Origin of the sequence: Leadbettera azotonutricia ZAS-9, from assembly GCF_000214355.1 — a bacterium.
Classification (GTDB): domain Bacteria; phylum Spirochaetota; class Spirochaetia; order Treponematales; family Breznakiellaceae; genus Leadbettera; species Leadbettera azotonutricia.
Map to the genome: position 1 here is coordinate 3,471,729 of NC_015577.1, position 21,515 is coordinate 3,493,243.

The 21,515-nt window shown below is 48.3% G+C and carries 9 protein-coding genes; 1 reads left to right on the forward strand and 8 read right to left on the reverse strand.

Going from position 1 to position 21,515, the window contains the following annotated elements:
• Positions 1-23 precede the first annotated feature (23 nt).
• From lgt to TREAZ_RS15360, 4 genes are read right to left on the reverse strand one after another with little or no spacing between them, the layout of a single operon-like run.
• A complete protein-coding gene (gene lgt, locus TREAZ_RS15345; RefSeq protein WP_015712812.1) occupies positions 24-1,121 on the reverse strand; it encodes a prolipoprotein diacylglyceryl transferase in 1,098 nt (365 codons plus the stop codon).
• 9 nt (positions 1,122-1,130) lie between these two features.
• The gene (locus TREAZ_RS15350; protein ID WP_015712813.1) at positions 1,131-4,058 is read right to left on the reverse strand and encodes a FapA family protein; all 2,928 of its coding nucleotides are present in this window, start codon (positions 4,056-4,058) and stop codon (positions 1,131-1,133) included.
• A gap of 9 nt (positions 4,059-4,067) precedes the next feature.
• Positions 4,068-5,213 carry a nucleotide-binding protein gene (locus TREAZ_RS15355; RefSeq protein ID WP_015712814.1) on the reverse strand — a complete coding sequence of 382 codons (1,146 nt, stop codon included), beginning with the start codon at positions 5,211-5,213 and terminating at the stop codon, positions 4,068-4,070.
• Positions 5,210-5,647 (reverse strand): hypothetical protein, encoded by a 438-nt coding sequence (locus TREAZ_RS15360; RefSeq protein ID WP_052297702.1) that lies wholly within the window; start codon positions 5,645-5,647, stop codon positions 5,210-5,212. Before TREAZ_RS15360 ends, TREAZ_RS15355 begins: the two co-directional genes overlap by 4 nt.
• Before the next feature lie 101 nt (positions 5,648-5,748).
• Between TREAZ_RS15360 and TREAZ_RS15365 the strand changes: the two genes are divergently transcribed.
• Positions 5,749-6,909 (forward strand): endo-1,4-beta-xylanase, encoded by a 1,161-nt coding sequence (locus tag TREAZ_RS15365; protein ID WP_015712816.1) that lies wholly within the window; start codon positions 5,749-5,751, stop codon positions 6,907-6,909.
• A 2-nt stretch (positions 6,910-6,911) separates the two neighbouring features.
• On the opposite strand, the gene TREAZ_RS17545 is transcribed toward TREAZ_RS15365, so the two are convergent.
• The 4 genes from TREAZ_RS17545 to TREAZ_RS17555 form a co-directional block, all read right to left on the reverse strand.
• Positions 6,912-10,409, reverse strand: coding sequence for an endo-1,4-beta-xylanase (locus TREAZ_RS17545; protein WP_015712817.1), 3,498 nt, complete (start codon positions 10,407-10,409; stop codon positions 6,912-6,914).
• Positions 10,410-10,627: 218 nt separating this feature from the next.
• Positions 10,628-13,597, reverse strand: a complete 2,970-nt coding sequence (locus TREAZ_RS15375; protein ID WP_015712818.1) for an Ig-like domain-containing protein — start codon at positions 13,595-13,597, stop codon at positions 10,628-10,630.
• Positions 13,598-13,733: 136 nt separating this feature from the next.
• Positions 13,734-17,912, reverse strand: a complete 4,179-nt coding sequence (locus TREAZ_RS17550; protein WP_015712819.1) for an endo-1,4-beta-xylanase — start codon at positions 17,910-17,912, stop codon at positions 13,734-13,736.
• A gap of 16 nt (positions 17,913-17,928) precedes the next feature.
• Positions 17,929-21,501, reverse strand: a complete 3,573-nt coding sequence (locus tag TREAZ_RS17555) for an Ig-like domain-containing protein (RefSeq protein WP_015712820.1) — start codon at positions 21,499-21,501, stop codon at positions 17,929-17,931.
• Positions 21,502-21,515: the final 14 nt, after the last annotated feature.

A 21,515-nucleotide genomic window follows, 5' to 3' on the forward strand; every position in this document is an offset into this window, starting at 1 on the left:
TTACCCCAGGCCGCAAAAATTTTCTAGCGTTTCTTGCCGCGCCGCAAATCTTTCCTCTGTTTCCGCCGGTTGTTTCTGGGCTGCGCCTTATCGCCGGGAACATCCCGGGAAGGCCCGTTGGCTTTTGAATCAGAGTCAGGGTATATGCGCACTGCTGCACGATCTGGGAGGCGGCTCGCGACAACAGCCCAGGCAACTCCAAGAAGTATCATCCCGACACTGAGGATTTGGCCGGTCGAAAAGCAGAGCAGCGGATGGCTCAGGGCCGCAGGGAGATCACTTGGCACAAATTGAATACGGTAGCCCAGATCCGCATCGGGTTCGCGGAAATACTCAATAAAAAAACGGAAAAGCCCATAACCTGAGAGGTAGAGGGCTACGAGGAAACCTTTGAAAGGTTTGCGGTTCCTGAAAAACCAGATAATCGCCCAGAGCACGATGCCTTCAAAAAAAGCTTCGTAAAGCTGGGACGGATGACGGGGAAGATTGAGGGCGCCATTTGCGCCGGCTATTACCGCAAGGCCGAGCTGTTCAGCCCCTTCGCGTATGACATTGAAATATTTATCCCTTGGAAGTATGGCCCCGCGATAAGGAAAGTTCGGGGTTGCAAATATCATGCCTAGAGGACTCGCGGTGATCCTGCCGTAAAGTTCACCATTAATAAAATTCCCCAGTCTGCCGAAAGTATAGCCCAGGGGTATGGCGGCCGCAAACATGTCGCCCATCTCGCGGTAGTCGAATTTCTTTTTCCATGAATAAACAACGATGGCAAAGGCGCCGCCAATTACGCCGCCATGGTAGCTCATGCCCTGGAAGCCCGTGAACTGCCCGTCCCTGAAAGGCCAAAACACAAGCCACGGCGCCTTGCTGTATACATCTCCCGGTTCGTACACAACAGTAGAAAAAATGCGGGCCCCCAAAACAAGGGCAAGTATGCCCCAGAAAAAAAGGCCCGAAAGATCGTCCTCGGTCATGGGGAAATTCCGTTCTTTCACCTGCCTGCGGTACAGAAGGAATGCCACGCCGAAGGCCACGATATACATGAGGCCGTACCAGCGTATAGGCAAGCCGGGGATTATCTCAGGGTTAAGCCATGCAGGGAATTGAATTGAAAGTAACATGATACCTCGTTATATTAATGCCTTTTCCATAATCCTGCCCGCATCGCGGGCAAAATAAAACACCACATTGCTGCGGCTCTGCTTGATTTCATAATACCGGCCATGGCTTTCAATAACTACCCCCGGATAAATCGTGCCCCGGACGCGGAGCTCTGATTCGTGGTGCTCTTCGAATTTTTCTCTCAGGGTAAATAGTTTAAGGTTGAGCTGTTCAAGATTCTTTATAAGCTTTACTTTTACAACCCTTACCCTTTCGAGGGATTCGGGGTTTTTTATGGAAACCTTAATCTTAACGTCAACTTTAGCGATATCGCTTTTTGCCTTGTTTATCTGCTCTTCTGTAGCCTCTATCTGATCCTTAATGAGATAATCCTGGCCAAAGGAAATTTCAGTCCTGCCCCCGGTTTCTGATCCTACATTGGCAGCATCTATGCCATTTCTTGCCTGGCACACCCCCCCAATGAGCTTTCCTTTTTCCGCAGCAATAGTGAGTTTGCCATTAGTTTTAATGAAGCTGATTATAGAACCATTTTTAAGATCGATGTCCCCGACAGACATAAGGGTAGCCTTTTCAGAGAAGGCCGCTTCGATAGCCGTATGGGCACGGACAACGCCCTTGCTTCCGCCCTTTATGCCCTGGGCTATAGTCGCCTTACCGCCGGAAGAGATCAATGCCCCCTCGGCAACACCCCCCACAAATACGCTTAAGCCCCCAATCACTGCGAAGCCGGGCAGCACCTTGCCCGAAATTTTAACTTCCCCAGGGAAATTAATGCTCCCCGTGGCAGGGCCGACATCGCCGTTTATTTCTTTATGGGAAGCTATCTCAAGAACTTTGCCGTCAAAACTAAGCTCGCCCGGTTTTGCGGCAACAAGGCGCTTCCCTGGGCCGCAGGCTTCCTCTGTTATGGAATCATCGTGCTCTAAAACAAAAGCCGCGCCCTTATCGCTGGGGATCTCGTTTCCTTTTACATCGAAGCCGCTCTTGCCTTCTGCAGCAGGCTCGGAAAGCTCCGCAATGGGGGTATTGGCTTTTACCTGGACAGTTTTCCCCGGAGCTTCGCCTGTTCCATCCTCTCCTGCAAGCTGGGGCGGGCTCACAGGCACAAGCCACTTTACGGCGCTGCCGCCTTTGGCTACGGGAAGCACACCTGTGGCAACTATCACGCCGGCAACGCTGCCCTTGGCCTTGGCAACAGCGCAGGCTTTTTCAACTGTATCTTTATCAATGCCCTTTTTCACACCTATGGCATTTAACACTTTTAGTACGTTTTCAGGGCTAAGGTCTATACCGGCCCCTGCTTCGGGGATAAGATCCGCCCTGGCTTCCATGGCATCAGAGCTGATATGAACAGCCACTTTGGCATCCTGATAATCGACAAGCTTGGCCCGGAAATTGCGATCCTCGGCTTTAATGAGAAGGAGACCGGGCTTACCCGCAGTAATAGTACTACCGTGGAGTTCAAGACCCCTGAAAAGCTTCAGGTCCGGGTCATTCCCGGGAAGGCCCGGTATCACTTTGCCAAAAATATCCTGCCCCGCCTCGCCGTCAGAGGAAGCGGACACCTTGCCCACAACCGCGCCTTTTTCCACCAGGGCAAAGCCCGTGATCTCATCGGGAAGCAGGCCGTCCTCGCCTGCGCGGATTTCATCCCACCAGCCTTTGAGCCTTTCCCGTATTACCTTTGCCTGATTTTCCGGAAGCAGAGGAACAGAAAGTTCCAGCTCTTTATCCTTGCCTCTTGTAGAGGGCTTCCCCTGGGCCAGCACATAATCCTTCAATTCAAGGGCCTTGCTCTGCAAAAATGAATTAATGGCCTCTTTTAGTTTTTCCGGTTCCGCAACCTGGACTTTGGAATCTTTAAGGACCTGGCTGATAGCTTTCATCTCAAGGGGCTGGTATCCGCCAGTTCCTTTTCGTAAATAAAGCGCAGCTTTAGTATTATCAGGATTGATGTCAACCCGGGCTGTTGCTTCCCAAGCCTGGAGCAGGGGGAAGGCTTCAAGGGGAATGTTTGTTTTAAGCGCTTCCTGGATTTCACCGTCAAGGGAATCTGAGCTTACCAGGCTCTCCTCGGCTGCGCCCTTGGCCTTTGCCTCGGCAAGTATATCTTCTGCCTTGGGAGGGGCAAAGCGGGGGTCGCCGGGGTGGAACGTAAAGAACAGGGTAAGGCCGTCGGCCCCGGTGCGTATTTCCCAGCTTGGTTTTGCCAGGGCCAGCATATCGGCCCAATTTTCGCCAATACGCACAAAGCCCGAAGCCTGGGCCACAAGATCGTTCTTTTCCCGGCCTATGCCTGCCCCGAGAAGGAAACCGCCTTCGGGCAAGGGCTGGGGCTGCAAGGGCCTCCCGAAAACGCTCTTGCCCGGCTTGCCCGGTTTAGGGGGCGTGACAGTCCCAAGCTTCTTCCCCTTGTCGGCATATTTTATTTCTTTGACTACGGGATCAACCATTACCTCTTCGCGGGTTTCTTTCTTATCATAAGTGACAACTGTTTCTTCCTTGACCGGCATGAAGGGCAGAGCCCCTGGCTTTTTTACGATTTTTTCTTTTTTTATCCTTTCCACTTTGACGCGGAAAAGCTCAGGAAGGGAAGCAGCGTCAAGGGTTTCTTTTTGAAAAACAGCCATGTCCGCAGGCACCGGAAGGGCTTCCCAGGCGATGGCCTCGGGAACTGCTTCTTCAGGGAGAAGCCCCTGATAGATGAGCATTTCATGAGGATCTTTTGTTTTGGCCCTGCCTGCCTTCGAAAGGAAAGCTTCAAGATCTTTGGGATTGAGGGGCGGGGTGAGATTGTTTTCAGCAGCCAGCTTGTTCACCGCGTCAACATCCCAGCCAAGCCCGTCAGGGTCCGGGGTAAAAATGAGCTTTGCCTCGGTTTCCTGGGGATTTATGGTGATGGTAGCGTCGCCCTTTGCGATGACAGAGTTGGCCATAGCTTCCTGTTAAGGTTTGTATCCCTTGGCCATGGCCTTGGAGAGCTTGAACTTGAGGAAGTTGTTTTCCTTCCTGATTTTTGCAAGCTCTATCTGCTGGGACTTCACGGTCTCAACAAGGTCGCCCTGGGAGAGCGCCCCTGAATGGAGAAGATCCTCCACATAATCAACTTTGCTTTCAAAATCAATTTCCGCCTCCATGCCTGCTTCCTGGAAGCTTTCTTCAATTTCTTTTTCGTTGAGGAAGGTATCTTCCTGATCTGTGGAGAGAATTTTATCGGCGATGCGGTAGACAGCCTGGGAGAGTATGGAGTTGGGTTTGTAAAGCACCACAGGGAGCCGCGAAGAAAGGGCCGTGTCCTGAATGTTGTCGCGGTAAATCACACCCAGGTGTTCAATTTTAAGATCCAGGTATTCTTCGCAGGAACGGCGTATCTTCATGGCAACATCAGCGTCTTTTGGAGCATCTATCATATTCATAATGAGGCGGGGATGGAGATTGGCAATGCGGGCCATGAATTTTTCGTAAGAAGGGGCGTCTATCTTTTTAATCTCCGGGAGCAATTTAGGGATATACAGTTTCTGCGGGCCCGAGCCATCCTTCCGGGCTTGTTCGAGATAGGTCCTCGCTTTGGAGCCTTTACCGAATGACGTGAACATAAGCCTAAAAACCGTGTTCTTGAGGAACACATAGGCGTTGAGTACCGCAGTGACTGCCGGAGCCGAAACTACTATGCCCTGGCCCGAGAGGAGGAAGAAATCCAGAATAGATTGATGGGTGCCCGCCCCAAGGTCAAGGACAAGTATGTCCGTATCATCCTTAAGGGCCATGAAGCGCTTCACCAGGGCTTTGAGCTGGAAGGCCTTGAGATTGGCGGTACCAGGTATCTCGGTATCCCCCGGGATGAACCTGAGGCCCCGTATATCGGTATCGGCTATGACTTCGTTAAAGTCCGACTTGGTATCGTTGAGCCAGACGCCTATGCCGTTTTTGGGCGACTGATGGCCCAGCACCAGGTGAAGGTTCGAAGCTCCCAAATCGAGGTCTGCCAAAACCACCCGCTGTCCGGCCTGGGCAAAAGCCACCCCAAGATTCGCCGCCACCATGGATTTGCCTACCCCGCCCTTCCCGCTCGCAATAGGAATTATCCTCATACTGCCTCCGACTTTACTTTATTAAACAGCAGCCAACTCCCAAAGATTGAAAGCAGGTCGCCAAGACTCAAAATAAAACTGCCCGACAAAAGCACCATGCCATGCACGATGCTTCCTGCATCCATGCCAAGGAAAGCCTCCCTCAATGCGGGCCTGAAGGAAAAAACCGCCCATGCATAAAAGGCGATGAGGGCTATCACCTTTCCCGCAAGGTAGAGGGGAAGGTACGCCTTGAACTCCCCGAGCCTCAGCCACAGGAAGAGGGCAATCAGCGGAAACAGGGCGTTGGGCGTAACATACACAAGGTACGGGAACACCCCTCCCCTTTCGGCCCCCTCCATGGGGGAAAAAAACGCAAACATGCCAGCCAAAATGAACAGCCTGAGCAGTTCATAGATGAAGAGAGTTGCCCGAAGAGGCCTATATACTTCCATTATATAGAAAACTAACCCTTTAAAAAGGATATGGCAAGGGGCTAAGCATCAAGCTTGAACCCTGGGCAATATTGTAATAGGATAGCCATAAAGGATGGTTAATGATGAAAAAATGGCATTTTTTTATAATAGCCTTATGTTTTTGGCTTTCCGCCTGCAATATGTCATCAAGCTTTACTCCTGAAGAAACTGTACCTGACGCGACAGATCCCGCAGATATCCTGCTTTACCAAAAATGGCCCTTCCCGGTTGGGGTAGCAGTCCAAAGGTCAGCTTTTGGCGGCTTTTGGGGCAGCAGCCCAAACCCCCTCCTGAAATACTTCAATGTCTATGTAGCAGAAAACGAGATGAAGCCCGAGTCTTTGCAGCCATCCAGGGAAAATTTCAGCTGGGGGAACGGGGACACGCTGGTTCAGTATTCCCAGGACAACGGAAAAAAAGCCCGGGGGCATGTGCTGATTTGGCACAGCCAAATACGGGACTGGTTCTTTCAGAATGCATCCGGAGGAACCGCTACCAAAGAAGAGCTTTATGCCAACATGAAAAACCACATTCAAACTATAATGACACATTACAAGGGCAAGGTGGATTCCTGGGATGTTGCCAATGAAATGATAAGCGACGATGCATCAGGCGCATCAGGCACCCTTGAAGGCATTACCAGCGACTTGAGGAATTCAAAGTTCCGCCAGATAGCGGGCAGCCCGGAATTCCTGCTCAAAGCGTTCCAGTGGGCCCATGAGGCCGATCCTGACGCCAAGCTCTACCTTACCGATTACAGCACCGAGTATTACGGAAGCAAACAGAATGCCTTCTACAATCTGGCAAAATGGCTTGTTGATAACGGCGCCCCTATTGACGGCGTTGGCTTTCAGTGCCATATGCACTACAACTGGCCGCTGGTAGAACAAATAGGCGGGCTGGTAGGCGCCTCTATCGACCGTTTTGCGGCATTAGGGCTCAAGTCACAGATTACCGAGCTTGATATATCCCTTTATGCCTGGAAAGACACTTCGTTGACCTTGTCCGAAGCAGAGCTGCAGGAACGCCTTGCCATACAGAAAGATTTATACCTCAGCCTGTTTAATATGGCTGAACAAAAATACAGAGAGGGCAAACTCACCATGCTGGTGCTTTGGGGGCTTTCCGACAACCTTACCTGGCTAAACGACTATCCTGAAAAAGGCAGAAGGGATTACCCTCTGCTCTTTGACAGGAATAATCAGCCAAAAGACATTTACCGGGCCCTGGTTTCGCAGTAATACTACTTATAATAGTCCAGGAAACCTTCAGGATCCAGAACCCCATAAAATGCCTGCTTCACCTTAAGATCCCGGGTAAAGAGACAGGGATTGCCTGCCGAAAGCCAGCTGTTTTTGTCGTCTATGCCCCACATGGTTACCCGCTCAATATTTGCAGCATGAGCTTTCAACATTTGGAAGAGCTGGGCATACATTTTGCCTTGGCTAATCTGGGCAGAAGCGCTCATAGTGGTATCTGCGCTGGTTCCTTCTTTATAGTCGGCAGTCCTTATATCAAGCTCGGAAATACTCACTTTTACTCCCTTGCTGATGAATAGTTCAAGGGATGTCTTAACCGAATTTACATTGAACCATGTTGTCTGATAGTGTCCCTGCATTCCCACGCCGTCAATAAGATTGCGGGTATGGCCTTCGCCCTTGTACTTGTTATTGATCTCCTCTACCATATTCGCCACCGCAGAGGCTTTGGCAAAATTATCCAAACTATAATCATTGTAATACAGCATAGCATCCGGGTCCGCCGCACGGGCAGCCCGGAAGGCAAGTTCGATATAACCCTCATTGAGCGCCTGATACCAGGGGACATCCTTGCGGAGAGCAGCCCTCCAATCGTTTCCATTTGAAAGGCCATCGTTAAAGGCCTCATTCACCACATCCCAGGAAATTACTTTCCCTTTAAAATGCGTAACTACCTGGGTAACGTGAGCTTCAAGATTTGCCTTGGCAACGACTGCGGTAACACCGTCATTCATCCACTGAGGGGTCTGCCGGTGCCATACCAGGGTATGTCCATGCAGCTTAATGCCTGCAGCGCTTAAGGCCCTTTCAATCCTGTCTGCATTGTCAAAATTCAGAGTCCTGCCGCCCCAACCGTATAGATTTTCAGGCTTAAAGTCATTTTCCGGGGTAGCCACATTGTAATGCTTCTTTAAAAGATTAAACTCATCCCCGCTGAGTCGATTGGAGCCGGTGATGTTCCCGATAAGGAAATCATTCGTATATGCATCCTTGAGAGGAGGAACTTCCGTCCAGGACAAACCGCTGGTATAGGATATTCCGCCGGTATTAGGCTCGTTGACAATAATAGAATAGCTTTGGGTGTAATCCTTGTTGACATCGCCATTGCTTATAGTCGCGCTAACCTGTACTGTCCCTGCTCTGGCTATACTCAAGGTATTGTCAATGATGGTTGTGCCGGTAGTTCCTGCGTCGCTAATACTCCAAACAATAGTCTTGTTGGTGGCATTGGGAGGCGAGACTGTACCGGTAAGGTTAAGCGGGGTTCCAGCTGTTGCCGTTGAGGGCACACCGCTGATGCCGGTAACTGCAACAAAGGGCAGGCTCGCAGTAATTTGGAAATCTTTGGTATATGCCTCCCCAATAGCAGATCCGTTATCAATACTCGCACGAACTGTTACTGTTCCTGCTCCCGTTGCGCTCAGATTATTACCCTTGATACTCCCTGGTCCTGATACAACCGACCACGCAATAGTCTTGTTGGTGGCATTGGGAGGCGAGACTGTACCGGTAAGGTTAAGCGGGGTTCCAACTGTTGCCGTTGTGGGCACACCGCTGATACTGGTGACTGCAACAAAGGGCGGGCTCGCAGTAATTTGGAAATCTTTGGTATATGCCTCCCCAATAGCAGATCCGTTATCAATACTCGCACGAACTGTTACTGTTCCTGCTCCCGTTGCGCTCAGATTATTACCCTTGATACTCCCTGGTCCTGATACAACCGACCACGCAATAGTCTTGTTGGTGGCATTGGGAGGCGAGACTGTACCGGTAAGGTTAAGCGGGGTTCCAACTGTTGCCGTTGAGGGCACACCGCTGATGCTGGTGACTGCAACAAAGGGCAGGCTCGCAGTAATTTGGAAATCTTTGGTATATGCCTCCCCAATAGCAAATCCGTTATCAATACTCGCACGAACTGTTACTGTTCCTGCTCCCGTTGCGCTCAGATTATTACCCTTGATACTCCCTGGTCCTGATACAACCGACCACGCAATAGTCTTGTTGGTGGCATTGGGAGGCGAGACTGTACCGGTAAGGTTAAGCGGGGTTCCAACTGTTGCCGTTGTGGGCACACCGCTGATGCCGGTAACTGCAACAAAGGGCAGGCTCGCAGTAATTTGGAAATCTTTGGTATATGCCTCCCCAATAGCAGATCCGTTATCAATACTCGCACGAACTGTTACTGTTCCTGCTCCCGTTGCGCTTAGATTATTGTCATTGATACTCCCTAGTCCTGATACAACCGACCAACCAATAGTCTTGTTGGTGGCATTGGGAGGCGAGACTGTACCGGTAAGGTTAAGCGGGGTTCCAGCTGTTGCCGTTGTGGGCACACCGCTGATGCTGGTGACTGCAATAAAGGGCGGGACAACCGGGTTTATGGTTATTGAAAAAGACTGGGTGTAATTGGTACTGGCGGTAAGACCAGTGACGATAGCCGCCTGAACCTCTACGATCCCAGCCGCCGTGGTGTTTAAAGTATTCCCGCTAATCGTTGCACCGGTAGTTCCTGCTTCGCTAATACTCCAAACAATAGTCTTGTTGGTGGCATTGGGAGGCTCGACTGTACCAGTCAGGTTAAGCGGGGTTCCGGCTGTTGCCGTTGAGGGCACACCGCTGATGCCGGTTACTGCAATAAAGGCTGTATTGACCACTATATTGAATTCTTTTGTATAATTGACTCCAACTGCAGTGCCATTTTTAACAGTTGCGGTTATTGTTACGGTTCCAGCTTCAAGCGCACTGAGGGTGTTTCCTGTAATTGCTGCCATTGTTTTGCCGGCTGTCTTTACCGACCAAATAATGACTTTATTGGTTGCATTTTCGGGACTGACTATGCCTGTCAAAGCAAGAGGGGTTCCGGCAGTTGCGATTGTGACTACATCGGCTATTTCTTCTACTGCAACAAAAGAATCCGGAATGGGATCGGGTTCTGGTGTATTGTTAACTGTTATGGCAAGACTAAAATTAGTAATATGAATGGTCTGGTTATTCAAACCATATTGCGGACTTGCCTCAAGATAAAATAGGGGAGTATCTTCAGAAGCATCAACAATAAACGTGTTGCTGCCCTGAACAGGGAACCACTGTTTTGTAGTAGTATAAAGCTCATTCAGGCTTCCTGCTATCACAGGGTAAGCCTTGTGTTTTTCATCCTCGGCCTGGGCCTGCCATACAATTTTTGTGTAGTACTTTATATACACTTCAAAAGAAACATCAACGGTAATTAGCTTTCCCTTATAAGCGCTCAAATCATAATAAACAGGAGCCCAGGTATACCCGCCTGACTGGGGGGGTGCTACTTTAAGCACATCATCCTTCCCCTCGTACGTTTCCATATAGGCTGCGGATACACCGTTGCTGCGCACCTTTAACCCATGCCACTCGCTAACCGCATCATCATCGGTATCAAAGATAGAAGGAAGGCTGCAGGAGGAAAAAAACACGCCAGCAAGCATGAGCAGCAAAGTAAGTTTTTTCATCAAATTCCTCCTATCACTCATACATTTTAAATAAAATATTCCAAAAATTCAAGGGAAAATTAAAAAAAACGCAGTTTCCATAATTTCTGCGCCGGATTGATATTATGGAGATATTCTACATTTTAAAGAATCATAGCTTAACCGGAAGGCACGGAGGAACAGCGACGGGGTGGTAATCAACAGCCCCATCAGCGTTCCCCCTGCCTTTATCAGAAGTATTATTCGACTGTACCCACCAAAGTAGTTATTGAGCTTCCAGGAAGCGAATAACCGCTTATGCTTGCCGATCCGGCGGCCGGGGGATTTACCGGTGATAAATCCTCAGAAGCAGAAGTCCGGTAAGCGTTTAAGGCCACAAATCTTGAATTTTGAAGGGTAACATTGATATTGGCTGCAGAATTTCCGCTATTGATCAAAACCAGGACAATTTCCTTGCCGTTGGGGTTTTTATATGCGGTCGTAAATACATTAGCAGCGGTGCTAGCAGTAGACCCGATGCGTTGATAACCCGGCCTGATAAATTTGCTGAAATGTCCGACAGCATAGTAACGCTTGGTCAGGGTGACCCCACTATTATTGAAAGAAATGATGTGATCTGACTCAGTATTATTATAGCTCCACAGCCACCAGTAAAGCCATGCGTTGGCTTCGGCAACAGTGAAGTCGTAATGTATCATCCGGGCATAAACCAAAGCATTGTTAATTCCAGTGCCGACCGGAATCTGGCCGCCTTTATTTGTCTGACCCATTTCAGTCTGCCAGATCCGCTTGCCAGCCGCAGAAGTCTGTGTAAGTTTTTCAGCTCCCAGATTGGTGGGGGTACTGTCTGCTTCGTATTGATGAACACCCACATAATTCAGCACTGATTTTGCCTGGGTATCGCCGAGGGTTTGGGTGATCAAATCTTCGGTAAAGTTCATATTTTCTGCGGCCATAACGCCCAGATTTTTTTGAACATCTTTCAGATAAAAACGTTGTCCCAAAGTTATGAGGAAATTCTTAATTTGATCACCTGTCCAGACGCAGCTTTCATAATCGGCAGCCCAATTTGATTCATTCTGAATTGAAAGTACCGATAGCGGCCATCCCATTTCGCTTTCAAAATTCTTCACATAGTCCGCCAAAAGATCCGCATAATCGTTATAAAACGCCGGTTTAAGCGAACCTTTTCGATCGGGCGTGGAATTACTGCTGTACCCGCTTTTCCATTGGGTATCATTATTGTTGGGAGGGGTCCAGGGAGTGCTCATTATGGTAAAATCACTGCCAGGACCATTCGGCAAATTTTTGATCAGATCAATAGTTGCCTTGGTAGCGGCCAAATCATAACTGCCCGCCCAGTTAAGGTCAAAGGTTTTTGTACCGTTCCAATCCAAATCATAACGATAAGTTCTATTACCCTTACCTTCCCCATTCACCTGGATAAAATTGTCATTGGGCTCATTGGGTCCGTTATCCTCAGGATACCGCTCCCGAAAGGGAATACGGTTCCGCAGTATGGTAAGCCCGATTCCGTTTGTCTTCGAATATAACTTCTCTATTACTTCGTTATAATGTTCTTTATCCACATCATTCTTCCAGGCATTGGAACCGCCAAACCCGTCGATGATCTGCCTGCCGTCGTTGTAGTTAACAGTCATTGTACCGTTGTCGTTGGTATAAGTTGCCGCAGTACCCAGAACCTTGTCTGCAATATCACTCTTCCAAAGAGTTGTGGAAGTTCCGCCGCCGCTGCCCGATACAGTAACCTGGAGATCAGCTACATAAACGTTTGTACTGTTAAGACCATTACTGGAATCATTATCAAGATACAGAACACGGGAGTCCTCACTTATCGTTACGGTGTTGCTGCCGGAAACAGTCACCCAGTTATTTGCGGTTGTAGTACTGGAAGCAACTGTAGGATATCCGTCCTGGTTGATTTTAAAACCGACTTTTACCCCTGCAGAAGCCGCCCGAACACTCGCCTGAACAGTGATAGTGATAGACTGGTTGGAATAGGCGTTTAAATTATAGGTCAGCGCCGCCCATCCGGCAGGGCTTATTTCAAGAACATTTGACCTACCCTGGTATGATGCGTGATATATACCAGTGGAAGTTCCAGCAATATTAAATATCTTTCCGCCGGATTCAAATTGGGTAACAGTTGCTCCATCAGATACACCCTCGTTGTCTGCATGACCTGTACCGCCGCCATTCCCTGTTCCTTCGACATACACTCTTGCGCTTGCTGTCTTGCCATTGACAGTTTTTACCTTAATGGTAGTTGAACCTGCGTTTAAGGCGGTCACCGTTCCATTTTCGATAGAAGCTACATTCGGGTTGCTTGATGTCCAGGTAACATTTTTGTTGGATGCATTAAGCGGCTCAAATATCGCATTTAAAAGAGCGCCATCGCCCACATTCAGATTCAAAGTCAAAGGCGCTAGAGTTATCCCCGTAACCGGTATATTGGCAGGGGTAACAAAATAATCATTGCTTATCACAACCGGATCAATCAAAGTTCCGAATTCGGTAATGCTGTTGCGGTAAATTTCTATTACTTCGCTGATTCCCGCTTCCTTACCGTTCCTGATAAAGTTCACGGTAAGAATAGGATATCCCGAAGGCACTCCATCTATGGTCTTGCTCAGAGTTTTTGTGTTTCCCGAACCGGTGATATCAGCATCTGTTAAACCTGATTTTAAATCAATGTTTCCCAGACGCAGTTCATCAAGCACAGCGTCAGAGGGGAAATTGATTGCCAATGAAAAAATACCGGTATATTCATTACTCACCGCGCCGTTAAGGGTAACTTCAACTACATTATTTGAAGCAGAACTAACGGTAAATTCACCGGAATTGCCTTCTGCTGCAAGATTATCAATACCGTTTACTGTCCGGAAAGTTTTTACATCCAGGGTATAGATTCCTTCCTCAAGTATGAAACTAAATAAAGCAGATGACAGGACAGTTTCGTTACGAACTTCTATCCCGCCATTCTTAAAAATGAAATTGTATTTATCATATTTAATACTTGGAAGAACATTCCTGGCAGAACCTGTATCAAAAACAATTTTTACCGTACCAATTCCGGGTTCTTCCGCCCGGGCTGCACCGGAAGGAGCAAGGAAAGCATTACACGCAGTAAACAGAAGTGTCCCTGTCAAAATAAAGCTTGCTATGGCTGCTGTTAAACACTTTTTCATTTTTTCACTTTCCTTATCCTCAATATTTTCAACACTGATTATACAGCAACCTTTCAGATCGCCAGATATTACAAAACTATCCGGACGCCGGCGGGTTAATACTCTCCGCCGTCCGGATTGTCAATTCAAAAATTCTTTACTGGTTGTTACTCAGCCATGCAGCGGGATTCGAAATCCTTTCAGGGTCAATTATAGCGTAATAAGCCGGTTTAACCCTGGGTGTTTGGGCAGTCCCGTCGAAGGGCAGCGGGTATGATTCCTTGCGCCAGCTTGCGCTGTCCTGAAGACCCCAAAAAGTGATTCGCTTAATAACGCTCTTATACTGGTTAAACGCCTGAAAAGCCTCTGCATAGATTTGGGCTTGCCTAAGATACCTGGCAGGAGACTTGGCTTCATTCTGTAACCTCTCCAGTTCGGCAGTACCCGTCAAATCCGTAGTAGTATTCTCATAAACATGAACCTGATTACCGTCACTATACGTTACCCTTAAAGCAGTCCAATCCCTGTATCCGGTAGTGGTAGCATCCAACTCGGTTATAACGATTTCAATACCCCTATCAGCAAATTTTTTCAAATTGTTTTTGAAGGTAGTACCATTGAAATTTTCGGTATTAAAATGCGCCTGCATACCAATACCGTCAATAAGCTTTGTGCTGCCGGTGGTATTATCGGGATCGGTAAGCCAGCGTTCATTTATCTTGGTTATCATATCCACATAGGTATCGCACCTGCCACCTTCAGTGTCGAGGTTATAATCGTTGGCATACAGCTTAAGGTTAGGTTCTCCATTGGCAATAGCAGCCCTGCGGGCAGCTTTAAATGCAAGATAAATGTAATCCGGTCCTACCGCAGTATACCAAGGGCTGTTATCATCGGTCCCAAAAGTGGCTTCACCGTTATGGTATTTATCCAAATCTTCCTGTGAACTATATCTGATATTGCCCCGCAGATGACTTGTATAGGGAGTTCCGCCGCCGGAAATTGCTTCGTTTATTACATCCCACGCAACAACCTTTCCTTTAAAGCTGGTTACAACATCAGTAATATACTTCTCCATTCTCCTGGTGTTATCCGCCCTGTTTGCATCCTGTTCAGCCTCGCTAAACACAACCTGGTCCCGCATCCATTTGGCAATCTGTGTTTTATTATGCCACAAAAGAGTATGACCATATACTTTTCTGCTGGTACTTGCAGCATTGCTTGCTGTGCTTGACACACTTGCGCTTCCGGTTGCCGCTGACCCGTTCCAACTGTACTGCCCGGGTTTCATGTCATTTTCCGGAGTAAAAGCATTGAAATTTCCGGTAATGACACTGCTAATACTATTCACGCCTCCGGTGAAAACATTTCCTATTTCCACACCGGTACCCAGATATCTCTGTATAGAAGTATAAAATGCTTCCTTGGTACTAAGATTTACAGTGCTGAAAATGGTAGTATGTACTTCAAGAGGTTCGGAAGTTATAACTTTTCCATTTACCGTTGCGCTTGCTGTAATGTTAGCCGTCCCGAGACCTGTAGCAGAATCACTATAGCCTGTTGCCAGCACATTACCTTTAGCAGAAACTCGCGCCACATTGTTATTGGTACTTGACCAACTGATTGTGGAAGGAACTGCGGCACCTGGAGGAACAGTAGTTAAGGCAATTCTTGCATTATCACCGACTGTCAGAGTGGGAATAGCCTGAAGGCTGAAACTTTCAAGTGCAGGAGCTGTAACATTTACATTACGGTTTGCAGAAACATTAACATCGGAATCATTGCTTTTTGCTGTAATAACAGCAGTACCGCCCCGCAGCGCAGTAATGGTAACCGTGTTACCGGTTCCGGTAATGGAAGCAACTGCAGGATCACTGGAAGTCCAGATAAGACCTTTTTTGCTCGCATTGGAAGGAGCCACTGTTGCAGTAAGGGTTGCGGTATTATTCGGGGCTTCGGTACTCAGTTCCAGTATTTCCGGCGTACTCGGTGAAAGTGTTACCGAAGTCACGTCAACCTTGGGGCCTATAGGGATAGGCGTACCGTTGATACTGAGGGCAAAGTCGGCAAAGTAAACAGTAGCGCCGTTTAATCCGCCGCTTCCCGATTCAAGATATAGCTGCGGCGCTTCAGCATCGCGCACCGTGATTGTAGAAGTATTGGACACAGCAATCCACCGGTTGGCGGGACTGCGCTGTTGGCCATAGGACCCATCAATCGTTGGGTATGCATCATTCGCAGCCTGCGCCTGCCAGAATACCTTTGTGTTATTGACAGGCACCAAAACCTTATATGAGATATTGATTGATACACTCTGTCCACGGTATTCGCTTAAATCATAGGACAAGGGTCCCCATGCATACGTAAGGTTCGCAGGTTTTTCAACCCTGAGTACATCAGCATAGGTAGCAAGCAATGCCCCGGTTCCGGTTGCAGGCGATGTAGCTGTATAGCTTGACAATTTAGTTGCAGTAACGCCCTGAGTTTCTGTGTTATCGGCAATGGCCAATCCATGCCACTTATTGGGCGCTTCAGTAACGGGATTAACCGTTTCTGCCGGAATAACGGTAACAGCTGCCGAGGCAGAAAATGATCCGTCAACTGTCGTTACGGTAATTGTTGCCGTACCGGTTTTTATTCCGGTAACCTGCCCTGCAGTGTTCACCGTTGCAACCTCGGGATCGTTTGATACCCAGATTACGTTCTTGTTGGTCGCACTGTCAGGAGATACCGTAGCTATGAGAGTACTATCGATGGTCCCGGCGTTTACCGTCAGAGCCGTTTTGTTAAGTGTTACTCCGGTTGCCCCTACTCTGGCAGATGTTATCGTATAAGTGAGATTGGAGAGATACAGGATTCTCTTTCCAAGGCCCTTGTCATCCGTACTATCGTTTCTTTCCAGATACAGCCAGGGAGCATCCGCTTTGGGTGTTACGATTACAGCAGTTGTATTTCTTACTGTAGTCCAGCCATTAGCCGCAGTAGGAGCCGCAGTACCAATAGCAATATTGGTGGTCCCGCTATCGGCAATGGTGGTGTATTTATCACCAACCTCGGTAACCTTCCAGTGTACCCGATGAGTACCTGTTGATCCGCCGTGAACATCTACCGAGATGGTTACTCTAATTTCCTCTTCGGCATATTGGGACAGATCCAGCTTTACCGGCCCCCATGGATAATTATCGCCGTTGGCAGGAGGTGTAATTTTAAGAACGTTATTTTTAAGCCCTGGACCGGTTCCATAACTGCTCAGGAAAACCGCATCGCCAGGCTCTTTTACGTCGATCTGAAATCCTTCATAACTGGTAACTGGTACGCCATTTGTTCCGGTATTGGCAGGATATACAGCAGTTACTTCAACAGAATCAAAGATATTTCCGGAACGTGCAGTAATAGTTGCCGTTCCATCATCCTTTGCATAAAGCACCCCGTTAGTCACCGTTACTATATTGGGATTAGAAGACAGCCAGGTAATAGTATCCTCAGCAAAGGAGGGAGTTTTTGCTGCTATAAGTTCTACACCAGTAACACCTACCGTCAGGTTCAGCGCGGCAGGGACAATCGCCCCGCCTTCTTTATACTTGAGCGTAATACCGGTTAACGGATAGGAAGGAGGGGTTACAAAATAATCCTCTTCAAATTCAACAGGTTCCTCGCCGGGTGTTCCGAAATAAGTCACACTGTTCCGGTAAATTTCGATTACTTCGGCAAGGCCGGTTTCTTTTCCTGCAAGGAGAAGATTTACAGTCAGAATATGATACCCGGTGGGTACATGCACAGCTCCGCTGACACTTGTAGATGTGAGGGAGTGCTCCCCAGTGGATAATAAATCGAAACTTCCCAACTGCAGCTCATCAATTCCTGCTCCTTCGGGAAAGTGAATCTCATAAAAGAAATCACCGAAGGAATCGGAGCTGATATGACCGGTCAAAATGATTTCCACAGGTCCGTCAGTCCCGCCGGGACCGACTCTAAATGACCCGGCGCTGGTTCCGGTTGCTGCCAGACTGGCTTCTCCCACATCGCCATTATAGGTCTTTACCTCAAGGGTATATTCTCCTTCAGGCAAGGTAAAAAGGAACGGCTCGGAAGAAGCTTTTGTTTCGCTTAACGTTGTTACGCCATTAACTTTAAAGTTAAACTCGTAAAAATCAAAGCTAATACTGGGGACAATGTTTTTTGCCCCCCCTGCCTGAAACACAACTTCTACGACACCAGTCCCTGGCGCGGCGGCTGTTCCAATCTGCGGCTGTTCAAAAAGATTATCACAAGCCGTAAATAAAAGAACTCCGGCAAGAAAGAAACTGGTTAAAATTGCACTTATATGCTTTTTCATATTTTTCCTGCCCCTCTTACTCAATCGTAATGGATACTGTAGCATTACCGATATAACTAGGTTTCGTTACAAACAGAGCGATACGGTATGTTCCCTTGTCTCTTCCTGCACTATTAAAAGTAAAGGAAGCATTAGTCGCTCCGGGTATATCCCTGGAGCCTTCTGTCCACTGGTATGTTTCATACCCGGTATTGGGGCCATTTAGCGTAACGCTTTCTCCGGACTGAATGGCTATCGCATTCGGAACATCAAGAACCAGCTGACTCCCTGAACCGGCCCAGTTAAAGCTAATACTTTGGGAACCTTCAGGATAGCTCACCGTCACAGTTACCGGATTGGATACTTTATCGCCGGCCCTTGCTGTGATATAGGCTGTGCCGCCCTTTATCCCGGTTACTTTTCCGGTACTGTCTACATTGGCGACAGTGTTATCGCTTGATATCCAACTTACCGTCCCTTCGGTTGCTTCTGAAGGATTCACAGCGGCCTGCAGTGTTTGATAACCACCCACCAGGATACTTATCGAACCCGCGCCCTGAATGGCAACACTCTCAACAGGTATTTTTACGGTAACAATGACCGTTCTGGAGAATCCGCCCTGCGCTGTACTGGCAGTAATGGTTGCACTTCCTGCAGCCTCGGCTTTAATCACTCCGTTTGCAACAGAAACGATACCGGAATTACTGGATGACCAGTTAATAGTTTGGTTATTCGCATCAGAGGGCACAACCGCTGCGCTCAGAGTCGTTTCCTGTCCTCTGTTCAGGGTCAGCGAACTTTCCCCGCTGGGGGTTATACCGGTTACCGGCGCCTGCACAGTCACCGTGACAGCGGCAAACTTGGCTGCATCAACAGCAGAAGTTGCTCTGATTTCCGTGGTTCCCTTGGCAAGCGCAGTTACCACGCCATTGGATACAGTTGCAACAGATGGGTTACTGGAAGTCCAGTTAACTGCCTGATTTGCTCCCGCCGGCAGTACCGCTGCCGTTAACTGTTGAGTGGTGTTCCTGTTGATAGTCAGAGGATCTTGTACACTAAGAGTAACGGTTTCTACACTCACAGGAGTCCCTACAATCACCGTAACCTCGTCCGTAAACGCGACGCCGGTTTTGGTTTTGTCAGAACTTGCAGTGATAGTGGCAGTACCATTACCTACCGCAGTTACCACGCCATTTGCTACCGTAGCAATAAGCTCATTGCTGGAAGTCCAGGTTATGGTATTCCTGGTGGCGCCGGCGGGGTTTAAAGCTGCCGCAAGTGTTATTTCATCTCCCGGAAGGAGGTTTCTGGTCTTATCCCCGGCAATTGAAATACCGCTAAGTTCAGTATAGCTTCCTTCGGATATAACACTTACCTGGAAATCTGCCAAATAAACCGGCACTCCATTAAGTCCGTAATCCGCACTCTGCGAAAGGTATATGACAGGATTATTTTGCTCCAACAAGTTTGTTGCCCTGCCGCTTGTAGTTGTTGATAACCTTACCCACTGTTTGGTCGTAGTTAATTGGTTATATCCGTAACTGTCTGTCCCGCTGACAATAATGGGATAGTCAGTACCATTCGACTGCCACCAAACCCTTGTAGCGGTATCAATCCATGCATACACAGACATAGTAACAGTTATGTTTTGTCCGCGGTATTCTTTCAGACTGTATTGCAGAGGTCCCCAGGCAGGATCGTTCGGCGTGGGAGAAGTCAGTTTAAGGACATCATACCTCCCGTTCCAACTGTCAAAATGAACAGCCTTTACATCTTCAACATCAATTATTTTGACATCGTTCCAGTAACGGCCATTACCGACCAGCGCAACACCATTGGCGTCACCATCAGGGGTAGCAGGAGTTATGGTAACAGACATATTGGAGAGGTAAAGAACTCTATTGCCCAATCCGTTATCGCTTGAACTGTCGCTTTTCTCCAAATAGAGCCAGGGTGAATCTGCCTTGGGAGTCACGGTAACAGCAGTGGTATTCCGCACTGTTGTCCAGCCAGTAGCAGCTGCAGGAGCAGTTGCCGAGGCAGCTGCAGTTGTATTAACAATAGTGGTGTATTTATCACCGGTCTCAGTAACCTTCCAATGCACTTTGGCATTGCTTGCTTCGGCATGAGCATCCACCGAAATAGTTATTTTAATTGACTGCCCTGCATATTGCGACAAATCAAGCTTCACCGGCCCCCAGAGATAACCAGAATTATCAGTGGGCGGTGACAATTTAAGAACATTGTTTTTGAGTCCGGCGCCAGTACCATAACTGTTAAAGAAAAGCGCTTGTTCTGGGGCTGTTACATCAATCGTAAACCCTTCCCAACTGGTAACCGGGATACCGGCAGTTCCGGTAACAGGCGCCTGCACTGTTATAACAACAGATTTGGCAATAGTCCCTTCTTTCGCCGTTGCGGTTATGGTTGCTTTCCCGCTGGTTTTTTGTGCCGTCAGAACACCATTATTCACAGTCACGATATCGGGCCTGTTGGTTGCCCAGCTTATGGCATTGTCCGCTTCCGAATCAGAATTATTTACAGGAATAACTTCTGCAGTCAGTGTTACCGGCGTACCATAGGTTAAATCCAACGCTTCGCCAATAATATCATTGCCATTCTTCAAAGTGATACCGGTTATCGGGAGATCCAATGGACTCACCGTTACATTGATGGTTTTAGTAACAGCCCCTGCTGTTGCGGTAACGGTTGTGGAACCGGATTTTGCTTGCGCTGTCAGAATTCCACCAGCCACGGTTACGATACTTGTATCGTTAGACACCCAGTCAACGGCGCTATTTGCATAAGAAGGTGCAACAACTGCCGCAAGGGTTTTCGTGTCGCCGTAATTTAGTACCAGCGCTTCTGTACCAATAGCATCGCCACCGGCTGTCAGGAGGATGTCTGTTACCGCTACAGTCCCAGTAAAATGAGCGTCTGTGAATACCTTGTCATTAAATTTGGAAGTGTTGTTTTTGTAAATCTCCACCACATCACTGAAGCTCGCTTCTTTTCCATTTTTGGCAAGCTTGAGAGAGAGGATATAATACCCGGCGTCCACCTCATTGGAACCACTGAGAGTGGCTGTCTCTCCCGCAATAACGGGGGTTCCGCCGCCCAGTTCCAGTGAACCAAGGTTAAAATATATAAGCTCCGCCGCCTGGGGATATTGGATGCTATAAGAGAAAGTTCCTTTCCCTTCGCTTACCACACCCGAAAGGAGGACTTTCACCGTATTGCTGGAGCTTTCGGCTACCGCAAAGTCTGCATACCCGGTAGCAGCAAGGTGCCCCCTGTCGCCCCGGTAAGTGTTAACATCCAGGCGCCATGATCCGGTTTCCAGCTCAAAGTCCAGAGATTCTCCAGAAGCTTTTTCTACCACCGGGAGGCTTACGCCGTCTTTGGTAAAGGTAAAATCATAAAAGTCAAATAGCGCCTCGGGGACTATCTGCCTGGCTTCGCCCTGACCAAAGGCAATTTTAACTGAACCCTTTCCGGGCTCAATTTTATTTTCCTGTTCAGACGGCGAGAAGATATTATTGCAGCTGGCAAGCAGCAAAATCCCGGTTAAAAACAGGCTGAACAATGCAGCAATGTTAAATTTTCTCATTTTGATTCTGCTCC